This window comes from Arthrobacter sp. EpRS71, from assembly GCF_001512285.1.
Taxonomy (GTDB): Bacteria; Actinomycetota; Actinomycetes; order Actinomycetales; family Micrococcaceae; genus Arthrobacter.
In genome coordinates, this window is record NZ_LNUV01000006.1 from 720,139 (window position 1) to 732,845 (window position 12,707).

The window sequence follows — 12,707 nt, forward strand, 5'->3', positions numbered from 1 at the left end:
CAACAATGGTTGAGGTCAATTCCTGAGAAATTGACCCCTCGTTGAGATGATTTGGAAACGTAGCCGAAACTTCCGCTCCCTACGCTGAACACAATCTGTCCAGGTGCCGGCGTCCAAGGAGTAACCATGCATCTTTTGCCCCGTGAGCAGGAGAAACTCATGATCGTGGTGGCCGCGGACCTCGCCCGGCGCCGTCAAGGGCGAGGGCTCAAACTGAACTACCCCGAAGCTGTGGCGATCATCAGCTACGAGCTCATCGAAGGTGCCCGCGACGGCCGTTCCGTTGCCGAACTCATGAGCTACGGAACCACCCTCCTCCGCCGCGAAGATGTGATGGAAGGCGTTCCTGAGATGATCCACGACGTCCAGATCGAGGCCACTTTTCCTGACGGCACCAAGCTCGTCACCGTCCACAACCCCATCCGATAGGAGCCCCCATGATCCCCGGTGAATACATGCTCCAGCCAGGATCCGTCGCGTGCAACAGCGGCCGTGAGGCAACCGCCGTCGAGGTAGTGAACCGCGGTGACCGGCCCGTGCAGGTTGGTTCGCACTACCACTTTGCCGAGGCCAACCGGGCCTTGGAATTCGATCGCGAAGCTGCCTTCGGCCGCCGCCTGGACATTCCCGCGGGCACAGCTGCCCGCTTCGAACCCGGAGACCGCAAAACGGTCCAGCTGATTGCGATTGCCGGTGCGCGCGAAGTCTTTGGGCTCAGTAACGCAGTGAACGGAAAGCTCGACGGCGGAACGTCCGTAGACGGGGAACCCCGCCCGGGCGTCGCAGCGGAAAGGGACCACCAGTGAGCTTCGAAATTCCCCGCAAGCAGTACGCCGAACTGTACGGGCCGACCACCGGTGACGCCATCCGCCTTGCCGACACCGAGCTGTTCCTCGAAATCGAGAAGGACTACACGGTGTACGGCGAAGAAGTGGTGTTCGGCGGCGGCAAAGTCATCCGCGACGGCATGGGGCAAAACGGTCAACTCACCCGCGCGGAAGACATCCCGGACACCGTGATCACCAACGTGGTGGTCCTGGACTACACGGGTATCTACAAAGCGGACGTTGCCCTCAGGAACGGCCACATCTTCAAGATCGGCAAGGCAGGCAACCCGCAGATCACCGACGGCGTGGACATCGTGATCGGCGCCAGCACGGAAATCATCGCGGGTGAACGGAAAATCCTCACAGCCGGCGGCATCGATACCCACATCCACTTCATCTCCCCGGAGCAGGTCCCGGCGGCGCTCTGCAATGGCATCACCACGATGGTTGGCGGCGGCACCGGCCCAGCCGAAGGCACCAAAGCCACCACCATCACGCCCGGCGCCTGGCACATCTCACGGATGCTCCAAGCTGCCGAAGGGCTCCCCATCAACATCGGACTGTTCGGCAAAGGACACGCATCCGCCGTCGAACCCCTCGCAGAACAGATCCGCGCCGGTGCCGTCGGACTCAAAGTCCATGAGGACTGGGGCTCCACCACGTCCTCCATTGACATGTCCCTGCGCGTTGCCGACGAATACGACATCCAAGTAGCCATCCACACGGACACCCTCAACGAGTGCGGCTTCGTGGAAGACACCATCCGCGCGATCGACGGCCGCGTCATCCACACGTTCCACACCGAAGGCGCAGGCGGAGGCCACGCCCCGGACATCATCAAAATCGCCGGGCTGCCCAACGTACTCCCCGCATCCACCAACCCCACGCTGCCCTACACCAAAAACACCATCGAAGAGCACCTGGACATGCTCATGGTCTGCCACCACCTCAACCCGGACATCCCCGAAGACGTGGCCTTCGCCGACTCCCGCATCCGCGCCGAAACCATCGCCGCCGAAGACGTGCTGCACGACCTCGGAATCTTCGCCATCACCTCCTCCGACTCCCAGGCCATGGGCAGGGTAGGCGAAGTGGTCACCCGCACCTGGCAGGTAGCCGACGCCATGAAACGGCAGCGAGGCGTCCTGAAGGATCCATCCGGAACCACCCACGGATCCGCCGAATCCGACAACTTCCGGCTCAAGCGCTACGTAGCCAAATACACCATCAACCCCGCCATCGCCCAAGGCATGGCAGACGTCATCGGCTCCGTGGAAGAAGGAAAATTCGCTGACCTCGTCCTCTGGGACCCCGCCTTCTTCGGTGTGAAACCCGAGCTCGTCATCAAAGGCGGGCAAATCGCCTACGCGCTCATGGGAGACTCCAACGCCTCCATCCCCACCCCCCAGCCCCGCACCATGCGGCCCATGTTCGCAACCTACGGCAAGGCACTCCAGCAGACGTCCATCACCTTCCTGTCCCAAGCCGCCATCGACGCCGGAGTACCCGCCGAGCTCGGCCTCGAACGCATCATCAAACCCGTCACCGGCATCCGCAACCTCAGCAAAGCGGACCTCAAATACAACGGCGAAACCCCCGACATCGCCGTCGACCCCGAAACATACAAAGTGACAGTCGACGGCGTCGAAGTCACCTCCCAGCCCTCCGACGTGCTGCCCATGGCCCAGCGCTACTTCCTCTTCTAGGAGCCACCATGATCATCGAAAAAATACTGGGCAACCTCCACGAACAACCCGCCGACTACACAGGCCACCACAAAGAAAAAGTCATCCTCCCCAGCGCCCTGCTCGTCAAACGCATCCAACGCGTCACCACCGACCACGGCAAAGAACTCGGCATCCGACTCCCCACCGGCACCGGAGACCTCCGCGACGGCGACATCCTCGCCGTCGATGCCACCAACGTCATCATCATCTCCGTACTGCCCACCGACGTCCTGGTCATAGGGCCGCGGAGCATCCACGAAATGGGCGTCGTGGCACACTCACTCGGCAACCGGCACCTGCAAGCACAATTCTTCGACGCATCATCCGAATACGGGGCCGAAGTCATGGTCTGTCAGTACGACCACACTGTCGAGGACTATCTGAAGAGCGTCGGCGTCCCCTACGACAGGCAAGAGCGGGTCATGCCGGTGCCCTTCCGCCATGCAGAGCATTCGCACTAATACCGCGGCAAGGTCGCGTACCGTGGGTGACCGTGGCTGGGGCGCCGCGTTCGGCGAGCCTGCGGCGGGTGATAGGGGCCGTGCCCGCTTCGCGGTTGAGCCCACCAGTGAGGCAGCATGACCTCCTATCAGCTTGCTCTTCAACAGTTGACCGACTCCGCGTTGCCTACGGGGGCTTTTGCTCATTCTCTGGGGTTTGAGAGCTACATCGAGCGGGGGCTTGTCCGGGATGAGGGGTCTTTTGGGGGTTGGCTGTGGGCGTTTGTGGGGCAGCAACTGACTTATTCTGATGGGTTGGCCGTTCGCTTTCTTTATGAGGGGGTGGATGTCGGTTTGTTGGATGGGGTGTTGTCTTCGCAGTTGTTGGCTCGGGAGGTTCGGGAGGCTTCGCTCAAAATGGGGGGACGGCTTCTGGAGATTGGTGGGGAGGTGTTTCCGTCGGCTGAATTGGAAGCGTATCGGGGACTTGTCCGGGCGGGGAGTGCCGCTGGGCATCAACCCTTGGCTTTTGGGGTTATTGCCCGGTCTTTGGGGGTTCCTTTTGAGGAGGCGCTTTCTGCCTATCTTTTTGCCACAGTCACTTCGCTGACGCAGAACGCCGTGCGAGCCATTCCATTAGGGCAGAACGCCGGGCAGCGGGTACTTCGGGACGCGCACGACGCCGTCGCTGCCGCCACCAAGGATGTAGCACAGCTGTGCTGGGACGACTTTGGGGCCGTCAGCCCCGGCCTCGAAATTTCACAAATGCGGCACGAACGGCAACGCGCCCGCATGTTCATGAGCTAACAAGTGCAAAGGACAAAAAACATGACAGAACCCATCAAAATCGGTGTCGGCGGACCCGTCGGAGCCGGCAAAACGCAGCTCGTGGAACGCATCACCCGGCACATGAGCCGCGACATCTCCATGGCCGCCATCACCAACGACATCTACACCATCGAAGACGCCAAAATCCTCGCCGCCAACGGCATCCTTCCCGAAAACCGGATCATCGGCGTCGAAACCGGCGGATGCCCCCACACCGCCATCCGCGAAGACACCTCCATGAACACCGCAGCCATCGAAGAACTCAAGACCAGGCACCCCGACCTGCAAGTCATCTTCGTCGAATCCGGCGGTGACAACCTCTCCGCCACCTTCAGCCCCGAACTCGTCGACTTCTCCATCTACATCATCGACGTCGCCCAAGGCGAAAAAATCCCCCGCAAAGCCGGCCAAGGCATGATCAAATCCGACCTCTTCATCATCAACAAAACAGACCTCGCACCCCACGTCGGAGCGGACCTCGCAGTCATGGAACGGGACTCCAAAGAATTCCGCGGAAACAAGCCGTTCTGCTTCACGAACCTGAAGACGGACGAAGGCCTGGACGAGGTCCTCAACTGGATCCGCCGCGACGTCCTAATGCTCGACTTGGCGTCGTGATCGGCGGGGCTGCGGCGGCTACGCCGGATTTTGGGCCGTGCCCGCTTCGCGATGCCCGCCACGCCGCGGCCCGAAAATCCGGCTCCGCCGCCGCAGCGGTCGGCTCACGTCGCGGTAGCGAGCAGCGGACGTTGCAGGCCGCACCGAGCCCTTTGGGAAAGCTGGGGCCTGACTCCACGTTGGCCCTCGGTGACGGGGCGGTTCGGGGGCGGTTGGAGCTTGGGGTTTCTGTGCGAGGGGGGCGGTCCGTTGCTTCGCGGCAGTTCCATGAGGGCGCCTTGCGGGTGCTCAGGCCGCATTACCTGGATGAGAGCGGGCAGGTTTGCTACGTCATGGTCAATCCTGGCGGGGCCTATCTTGGGGCGGACTTGTTCCTCATTGATGTGGAGGTTGAAAGCAATGCCGCGTTGCTGTTGACCACGCAATCGGCCACCAAGGTGTACCGGACTCCGGGCTCGTTTGCTGAGCAGCGGATGCGCGTCCGGCTGGGGGAGGGATCGCGGTTGGAGCTGATGCCCGACCAGTTGATCGCCTACCGGGAAGCGAGCTATCGGCAGAATTCGCACATCAGTCTCCACCCGACGTCGAGCCTTGTCATGGCGGAGGTCATCACGCCGGGGTGGTCGCCGGACGGCGCATCCTTCAAGTACGAAGAGGTGCGGCTGCGCAACGAGATCTGGATCGAGGACGCGGACGGTGCGAAGCTGTTGGCGCTGGACAACCTCCTGATCCGGCCACCCCTCAACGACGTCACCGGGATGGGGTTCATGGAAGGCTTCAGCCACCTGGGGTCTTTGGTGGTGGTGGACCCGCGGGTGGATCAAGCGCTCGCTGACGAGATGCACCACATGACCCGTGATTTTGACGCGTACACCGGAGTTTCTTTGACCAGGACGATTGCCGGGAGCACCGGGCTTGTGCTGCGATCGTTGTCGAACAGCACTGAGGAACTCAACACATTACTGGGTGTCTGCGCCAGTGTTCTGAGGGAACGCTGGTTTGGGCAGGCGCCTTTGAACCTGAGGAAGTATTGATGACTGCGCTGACCGAGTTCGCCACCATGTACCGGGAGCGGGAGCAGTTGTCCCTGCGGACCCGGCTGCTGTTCACCTTCGGTGCCGTTGCCGCGTTGCATCTCGCCGCCGTCGTGCTGTTGCTTGGTGGTACAGCCGGTGGCGCGCAGCCGCTGGCGCTGGGGCTGGTGATCACCGCCTACGTGGCCGGGATTAAGCACAGCTACGACTGGGATCACATCGCGGCGATCGACAACTCCACCCGCAAATTCGTGGCGCAACACAAAGACCCCGTGAGCGTCGGCTTTGCCTTCAGCCTGGGCCACAGCTCCGTGGTGATCCTGGCCGGGCTGCTGGTGGTGGCCGGTGCCACGTTGATTGGGCAGTTCATGGAGGACGGCACCACGGAAAACAAAGTGCTGGGCCTGATCGGCAGCGGAGTGTCCGGGGTGTTCCTGCTGGCCATGGGCTTGTTCAACGGCTCGGCGTTCGTCCGCGCCACCAACGTTTACCGTCAGGTGCAGCGCGGCGGTGAAGTGCGTACCGAAGACCTTGAAGCGAAGGGCTTTGTGGCCCGGCTGCTCGCCAAACCGCTAAGCAAGGTGGAGCGGCCGCGGAACATTTACGTGATCGGTTTCCTGTTCGGGCTGGGGTTCGATACCGCCACCACCATCGGGCTGCTGGTCATCACCACGACGGCGTCACTCGCCGGGGTCTCGCCGCTCGCCTTGATGGCCCTGCCGCTCGCGTTCACGGCCGCCATGACCCTGTGCGATTCAGTCAACGGCGTCGCCATGATGAAAATGTACAAATCGGCCATCCACAACCCGAAGCGCAAGCTCGGTTTCAACGCCGTCATCACCGGCATTTCGGCCGTCTCGGCGTTGTTCATCGCCGTGATCACGCTGGGTGGTTTCATGAATTCCGCATTTGACCTTGAGGACCCCATCACCACCTGGCTCGGCGAGATTGACCTTGGCGATGCCGGCCTGATCCTGGTTGGCCTGTTCGTGATCGTGTGGGGCGTATCCGCGGTGCGCGGCAGGGCACGCGGCAGGGTAGCTGGGAGCAGCTAGGAAACCGCCACCGCGTTGAACAGCTCAGCGGTGTCCACGCCGAGATCCGGGGCGTTCAGCACATTAGTCAGGAACACCACGCAGCGGTCCTGCTCCGGGAACATCCACCACTCCGTTCCGGACCAGCCCGGGTGCCCGTAGATCCCCCGCGCAAAAAGCTCGGACTCGTTGGCGGGCATCTGGAAGCCGAGCCCGGTGTGGCGTAGTGGCTGGGGCCGGGTGGTGATGTGGGAAACCCCGGTGGTCCGGGGACGGCGCATCGCGGCAAGAGTTGCGGGATGGACGGCTTTCCCGGAACCCCGTAGGAGCTCGGAGCCAAGACTGAGCAAATCTGCGGCCGTGCCGAAAAGTCCAGCCCCGGGATGCCTGTTCTTGTACATTGCCTGGACGTCGAGGCCCGCTGCGTCCGTGCCGTGGACGATGTGCGGGTTGGACCCCGTGTCGAAGGTGAGGCCGTGGGCTCCGGTGTCAGCTGCCAACGCCAGAAGCTGGTCTTCGAACGGTGCCCCGCCAGCCCACTCGGCCATCGCCGCGGCACCTTCAAAAGCTATGTTGCAGTACTGAACCAGGGAGCCGGCGTAGAAGGCGTGACCCGCGGCGGTGAGCGCTTCGCGGAGGGGAGTGCCGCCGTCGAGTGCTGGATCGGAAATTCCCGAGCGGTGGCTGAGCAAGTGTTCCAGAGTCACAGTGTCAGTGCGGCCGGCACCAAAATCAGGGAGGGCGTCAGTGAGAGCGGCTCCCAAGGAGAGCTTCCCCAGTTCAACCTGCCGCATCACGGTCAGGGAGCTGATGGGTTTGGTGACTGAGAACAGCGCAAAGTGATCGTCGGCTGTGGCTTGCCTGCCGTCGTCGGACCCGAACGCCACAATGTCCTCAATGCCTTGGCTCGAAGCGATGCCCAGCACCCCCACTGGCACGCGTCCGAGGTCTACCTGCTTGCGGGCCCAGTCTGCAGCGGGTCCTGTTTCAACCATGGTTTGTTCACGCCTTCGCTCGGGGATTCTTCGTCAAATCTATCGCGAGCTCCGGGAAGAAGGGGCAAAACTGCAATAGTCATAGAGTTGATACGCAGATATGACAAGTCAATGACAAGTAAGTTAATTACATGACTGTCTTGTAGATAGAAGCCCGTAATTACCGTACGCTGATGTTGTCGTGACGCAGTGAATGGGGTGTCTGGTTTCGATTGCTTTCCTGCGTGCGGCCCCGGACCGGTCTCAAGCAAAGGATTCGCATTATGAAAACACCCTCATCACGGACCAGGGCCATCGCGGCCTTTACGGCTGGACCGTTAGCCATCCTTATTGCCGGAGCGATGGTCTGGCAGGGGTCGCAGGCCGCATTCACCGCAACAACCCGCAACTCAGGAAGCGCGTGGAGCACTGGCAGCGTCACCTTGACGGACGATGACCTTGGTGCTGCTGCATTCACCGTGGAAAACATTGTCCCGGGCCAGACCGGCCAGAAATGCATTGTGGTGACATCGAATTCAAATGTTGCCGGTGAAGTGCGTGCTTACACTCAGAATTTGATTTCGGACCGCGGCCTCGAGGACCGCATCTTCTTTGATCTGGAGCAGGGTACGGGTGGTTCGTTCAATGACTGCACAGGCTTTACACCCATAGCAAACACGGTTCCGGAGCTTCCCATCTCCACGCTGGCAGTTCAAAACCGCGACTTCGCCACGGGCGGCTCCTCCTGGGATACCGCTGGCACACCCGGAGAGACCCAGAGCTACCGCGGAACATGGCGGTTCAACACCACCGGTATGACCCAGGACCAGATCAACGCATTGCAGGGCGCCCGCGTGGGCATTGACCTGGTGTGGGAACTGCAGTCGGACACCGCGCCTACTCCGTAGGCTGATTGGACTCTCTGCTGCGTCGTGAGCTTGGAAACCAAGGACAGCGCCGGATCGGCCCTGTTCTCCGCTGATGGATGGGTTCCCTTCGTCGTGGGCATTGTCGCCAGGGTATATCTGGGTATTTCCCTGAGCCTGGCGGTCATCGCTCTCTTTCCTGCCCTGTTGGGTTGGAGCGGAAGTGTGGTGCAAAGCGGTTCCATGGAACCGCACATCAGCCCGGGCGATGTTGTTCTCACCTCCAAGCTTTCCGACGCCGAACCTGTTCCGGTAGGCGGGGTAGTGGCTTACCTGAGCCCAGCCGAGGCTGAGCCGGACGGAACAGAAAAAACACGGCTCCACCGGATTGTCGGCGCCAACGATGACGGCACGTACGTCACCGCCGGCGACGCCAACGTGGACGTGGACAGCACGCCCATGAGACGTGAACAAATCAGCGGCAAGGCCCGTGTCCTGGTGCCAATGATCGGCCTGCCAGGTCTATGGATGACGCACGAGACGTTCCCGCAGATCGCCATCTGGTCTGTGGGAACGCTTCTGGCTGTGGTCTGTGCCATCTATGTGGGCGGCTCAGCGGATCAACCCCAAGTACGCCGTTCCCGGCGGGAAGGCCACGAGCAGCGACAGCGGGAACCGGCACCGGCCGCCGGGCGTGGGTCAGCGGCCGCCCCGGCGCTCTGGGCCAACCCACGTATCAAGGGCATCGCGGCGTTTCTCCTCGCCGCGGTTATCGCGGTGCTGGTGATCCTCGGCGCCACGGCTGGTACGTCCGCCGCTGCCTTTACTTCAGTCACGTCCACCCCCGCGAACAGTTGGGCTGCTTCCCCGGATTGGAATCCGCCCACCGTAACGCTCGCGGACCCCGGAGCCTCGGTCAAAGACACCGTTGCCATCTCGGCCACAGCGCAGGACGCCGAGTCAGGCATCCGAAGCATCGACGTCGAGTACCTCCGCGACGGCGCAACAACCTGGACCGCCCTCTGTTCCGCCGCAACCGCTACGGTCACCTGCCAGTGGAACACCAAAGCAGTGCCCGACGGCGGCTACAGCCTCCGCGCGCGGGCTACGGATAACGCCGGGCTCGCCTCTGTCACGGCTCCTCGGACAACTACCGTGGCCAACAACCTCGTGGTGGTCCTCGCCAGTCCGGCCGAAGCAGTCCGCGGCAGCATTCCCCTGTCCACCAGCTTGTTGGGCGCGGGCAACACGCTCTACAGCGTGCGGGTTGAATACTCCTTGGCCGGGGCGAACAAGTGGAGCACCCTGTGCCTCTATGTCACTGCGCCCTATAACTGCACGTGGAACACGGCGCTCACCGCCAATGAAACCTACGATCTCCGGGCTGTTGCCGTAGCCGGCCTCACCACCACGTATTCGGCGGTGGTCACGGACATTACCGTGGACAACCAGGCTCCTGCAGTGACAATGACGGATCCGGGGACACCGCTCAGCGGGGTGCGCACACTGGCCGCGACATCCACGGATGCCCATTCCGGTGTGGCTCAGGTCAGCCTCCAGTACGCCCGGACAGGCACCAGCACGTGGGTCACTGTGTGCACAGTGACCGAGAGCCCCTATTCTTGCCGCTTCGATACCACTACGGTGGCTGACGCCAGCTACTCGTTCAGGTCCATCAGCGTGGATGCCGCGGGAAACACCACCACCTCCGCGGCGCTCAGCAGAACCGTGGACAACACGGTGGCATCGGTGTCCGTGGACGATCCCGGCGCCTACGTCACGGGTACTGTGCCGCTGACGGCCGCGGCGAACTCCACCGCGGGGGTGGCTTCTGTTCGGATCCAGGTGGCACCCGCCGGGACCTCAACGTGGAGCACGCTTTGCACCCTTGCCACGGCTCCCTACAGCTGCAGTTGGAACACCACCGCTTACACGGACGGAACGTACGATCTCCGGGCGATACTCACGGACCGGAATGGCAAGGAAACCATCTCCGCGACGGTGGCTGCCAGAAGGGTGGATAACAGCCCACTGCGGGCCGCGGACATCCGGACCACCAATGGCGGGGCCATCCAAGGAAAACTCGAAACGGGTGATTCCATGAGTTTCGTCTACAGCCAGCAGGTTAATCCGGCCACGGTTACGCCCGGTTGGGCCGGGGCGGCGCTCCCTGTGACGGTTCGATTGCGTGACGGCAACCTGTTGGGCCTGGGCAACGGCCAGGATGTCCTGGATGTGCAGCGCACCGGAAGCAGCGTCAACCTTGGATCAGTGAACCTGAAGCAGAACTACGCCAAGAACCGCAAGACGGTGGTGTTCAACGCCACCATGACCGCCACCACCGAAACAGTGGGCGGAGTGCCCCGCACGGTGGTTACCGTCGTCCTGGGTGCAGCGGCCAGTGGCGGTGCCGGTGTAAGGACGTCAGGTGCGGCGGCCACCATGGTCTGGACACCGACGTCGGCGGTTATTTCCACCGCTGGAGTTGCCTGCTCCCTGGCACCCCTCAGTGAACCAGGGGCGCTGGATCGCGACTTCTAGCGGGCCGGTTCCTAAAACATTGTGCCGCGTGTAACCCTGGCCGCCCGGCCGGAAACTATACAAGTATCCTGCAGTTCAGGGCTCTATCCATCAGGGGGAACAATCGTGCTTTCAGAGCGCGAATTGGCGTTCATCGCCATTCACAAAGACAGCTACCCATCCGTGTTCAAGTTCGTTTGCCGACGTGTTGAATCCGTTGATGTAGCTGAGGAGATCGCCGCCGACGTCTACCGCATCGTGTGGCAAAAATGGTCCGACGATTCCCACCCGGACCTGCCGTACCTCCTGACCGTTGCAAGGAACCTTGTGGGAAACGCATACCGGAGCCGCGACAGGCGGCTGGCGCTGCAGGAAAAGCTGCGGGCGACGGCGGTGCAGCGCTTTGGTGGCGACTCCGAGAACGTGGCGGTTCAGGATGCGATGGAGCGTTTGCGGGAGAAGGACCGCGACATTTTGCAGATGGCGTACTGGGACGGGTTGGGGACCGCCGATATCGCCAAGGTGCTGCAGTGCAGCGAATCGGCGGCCAAAGTCCGCCTTCACCGGGCCCGCACGGCGTTCCGCAAACATCTGCCTGCAGGGGCCAACTCGACTACACAGAAGATGGGGGTCTGAAGACAATGGATCCGATCAAGAACCAGATATCAGCGATTGACCCGCTCGCTATCGAACCAGTGGCGGAACCCAACGGTGAGGAAGCGCTCCACAAAATTCTTTCGGGCACCACGGTGTTCAGCGATAACCGCCCGCTCGCCGCGGTGACATCCTTGGAGCAGCGGAGGCGCCGCAAAGCCCGGATTGCGGGAGGACTGTTGCTCGGCGCTGCGGCCGTCACGGCAGGCGTCCTTGTTGCCTCGAGCTTCGAGACGGTCAGTTCCAATCCAATGCCCGCTGTGACACTCCCAACCTCAACGCCCACGCCCAGCGGTTCGGTCACTCCAACGCCCACGCCCACTGCGACCCCCTCGGCCAGTCCGTCGGCAACGCCCACCGTGGCTGCGCCGGTCACCACCCCGCCCGCTGCTCCTACAGTGCCGGCTGTGGCACCAACAACTGCTCCAACACCGCCGCCTGCTCCGGTGGCTACAGCGCAGACATTCACGTTCCCGGACGGACACATCTCCTTCACCTACCCCTTGGGCTGGACCGTTCGCCCGGAACAAGGGGCTTCCGACGGAGCCACCGTTTTGGACAGCACCGGTGCCGAGGTCGCCTTCGTATCCAGTGGCTTCTATGGCGACGGCACCGGAGGGCCCGTGACCAGGACCGTCTACGATCGCGCAGTGGTTCCTGGTCTCACGGACACGTCCGGCAACTCCGTGGAGTTCGGCTTCGCTGCCAACCAAGCCACTTATGTGCCTTACGGAGCGCCTGCAGGCACCGCACCCGTGCTGGATCCGCCCAGCTACTTCATGGATCTGCGGATTCCCTCCCAGCTCCAATCCGGAGAGACGGGCTCGGGGTCCAACCAAGTCAAGATGCCCAACGGGTACATGTCCGCGCGCGTCATCTTTGACCTCAACAAGCAGCCAGCCTTCGCAACCCCGGAAGCGGCCAAGGCCTGGATGAGCACCACGCAGTACGCCCAGCTGAAGTCCATGCTCCTCAGCGTGAGCTACAAATAACCCCATCTAGGTAGCAGTTGAGGTCGTTCTGAGAGCTGAGAACGACCTCAACTGCTACCTAGTTGGGATGGGGGGCGGAACTCACTGTGCTTTTGCATGGGAAAATTCGTGAACGCTATGCACTTGTCCATAACGATTGAGGCGGGAGTTTCATAGGGTTGAGGAGATCTGCTTCACATAGCGCCCCCGATCT

13 protein-coding genes are annotated in these 12,707 nt (G+C 62.2%); 12 read left to right on the top strand and 1 reads right to left on the bottom strand.

The annotated features are described in order from the left end of the window. Positions 1 to 126: 126 nt before the first annotated feature. From AR689_RS13535 to AR689_RS13570, 8 genes are all read left to right on the top strand, one after another. A complete protein-coding gene (locus tag AR689_RS13535; protein WP_024819047.1) occupies positions 127 to 429 on the top strand; it encodes an urease subunit gamma in 303 nt (100 codons plus the stop codon). 8 nt (positions 430 to 437) lie between these two features. Further along, a complete protein-coding gene (locus AR689_RS13540; RefSeq protein WP_062070939.1) occupies positions 438 to 806 on the top strand; it encodes an urease subunit beta in 369 nt (122 codons plus the stop codon). Continuing rightward, positions 803 to 2,533 (top strand): urease subunit alpha, encoded by a 1,731-nt coding sequence (ureC, locus tag AR689_RS13545; RefSeq protein ID WP_062070941.1) that lies wholly within the window; start codon positions 803 to 805, stop codon positions 2,531 to 2,533. The genes AR689_RS13540 and ureC overlap by 4 nt, the downstream gene beginning before the upstream one ends. Positions 2,534 to 2,541: 8 nt before the next feature. Further along, positions 2,542 to 3,015 carry an urease accessory protein UreE gene (ureE, locus tag AR689_RS13550; protein ID WP_062070943.1) on the top strand — a complete coding sequence of 158 codons (474 nt, stop codon included), beginning with the start codon at positions 2,542 to 2,544 and terminating at the stop codon, positions 3,013 to 3,015. 117 nt (positions 3,016 to 3,132) lie between these two features. After that, positions 3,133 to 3,801: an urease accessory protein UreF gene (locus AR689_RS13555; protein ID WP_062070945.1), complete on the top strand. Its 669-nt coding sequence runs from the start codon at positions 3,133 to 3,135 to the stop codon at positions 3,799 to 3,801. Between the two features lie 21 nt (positions 3,802 to 3,822). Further along, a complete protein-coding gene (ureG, locus tag AR689_RS13560; RefSeq protein WP_062070947.1) occupies positions 3,823 to 4,440 on the top strand; it encodes an urease accessory protein UreG in 618 nt (205 codons plus the stop codon). A 161-nt stretch (positions 4,441 to 4,601) separates the two neighbouring features. After that, a complete protein-coding gene (locus tag AR689_RS13565; protein WP_197412956.1) occupies positions 4,602 to 5,474 on the top strand; it encodes an urease accessory protein UreD in 873 nt (290 codons plus the stop codon). Further along, positions 5,474 to 6,529 (top strand): HoxN/HupN/NixA family nickel/cobalt transporter, encoded by a 1,056-nt coding sequence (locus AR689_RS13570; protein WP_062070949.1) that lies wholly within the window; start codon positions 5,474 to 5,476, stop codon positions 6,527 to 6,529. Before AR689_RS13565 ends, AR689_RS13570 begins: the two co-directional genes overlap by 1 nt. Here the strand turns inward: AR689_RS13570 and AR689_RS13575 are convergent. After that, the gene (locus AR689_RS13575; protein WP_062070951.1) at positions 6,526 to 7,503 is read right to left on the bottom strand and encodes a serine hydrolase domain-containing protein; all 978 of its coding nucleotides are present in this window, start codon (positions 7,501 to 7,503) and stop codon (positions 6,526 to 6,528) included. The two genes, AR689_RS13570 and AR689_RS13575, sit on opposite strands and share 4 nt — an antisense overlap. A gap of 263 nt (positions 7,504 to 7,766) precedes the next feature. Between AR689_RS13575 and AR689_RS13580 the strand changes: the two genes are divergently transcribed. From AR689_RS13580 to AR689_RS13595, 4 genes are all read left to right on the top strand, one after another. After that, positions 7,767 to 8,390, top strand: coding sequence for a hypothetical protein (locus tag AR689_RS13580; RefSeq protein ID WP_062070953.1), 624 nt, complete (start codon positions 7,767 to 7,769; stop codon positions 8,388 to 8,390). Positions 8,391 to 8,414: 24 nt separating this feature from the next. Beyond that, entirely contained in the window at positions 8,415 to 10,889 is a 2,475-nt protein-coding gene (locus tag AR689_RS13585) for an Ig-like domain-containing protein (protein ID WP_062070955.1), read from the top strand. 105 nt (positions 10,890 to 10,994) lie between these two features. Further along, positions 10,995 to 11,504, top strand: coding sequence for an RNA polymerase sigma factor (locus tag AR689_RS13590; protein ID WP_062070957.1), 510 nt, complete (start codon positions 10,995 to 10,997; stop codon positions 11,502 to 11,504). Positions 11,505 to 11,509: 5 nt separating this feature from the next. Continuing rightward, positions 11,510 to 12,514, top strand: coding sequence for a hypothetical protein (locus tag AR689_RS13595; RefSeq protein WP_062070959.1), 1,005 nt, complete (start codon positions 11,510 to 11,512; stop codon positions 12,512 to 12,514). Positions 12,515 to 12,707: the final 193 nt, after the last annotated feature.

Excerpts from the sequence above, each read along its gene's own strand:
- ureG (WP_062070947.1), top strand. The coding sequence starts at position 3,823 with ATGACAGAACCCATCAAAATCGGTGTCGGCGGACCCGTCGGAGCCGGC.
- AR689_RS13580 (WP_062070953.1), top strand. The coding sequence starts at position 7,767 with ATGAAAACACCCTCATCACGGACCAGGGCCATCGCGGCCTTTACGGCT.
- AR689_RS13570 (WP_062070949.1), top strand. The coding sequence starts at position 5,474 with ATGACTGCGCTGACCGAGTTCGCCACCATGTACCGGGAGCGGGAGCAG.
- AR689_RS13575 (WP_062070951.1), bottom strand. The coding sequence starts at position 7,503 with ATGGTTGAAACAGGACCCGCTGCAGACTGGGCCCGCAAGCAGGTAGAC.
- AR689_RS13540 (WP_062070939.1), top strand. The coding sequence starts at position 438 with ATGATCCCCGGTGAATACATGCTCCAGCCAGGATCCGTCGCGTGCAAC.
- AR689_RS13595 (WP_062070959.1), top strand. The coding sequence starts at position 11,510 with ATGGATCCGATCAAGAACCAGATATCAGCGATTGACCCGCTCGCTATC.
- ureE (WP_062070943.1), top strand. The coding sequence starts at position 2,542 with ATGATCATCGAAAAAATACTGGGCAACCTCCACGAACAACCCGCCGAC.
- AR689_RS13555 (WP_062070945.1), top strand. The coding sequence starts at position 3,133 with ATGACCTCCTATCAGCTTGCTCTTCAACAGTTGACCGACTCCGCGTTG.
- AR689_RS13535 (WP_024819047.1), top strand. The coding sequence starts at position 127 with ATGCATCTTTTGCCCCGTGAGCAGGAGAAACTCATGATCGTGGTGGCC.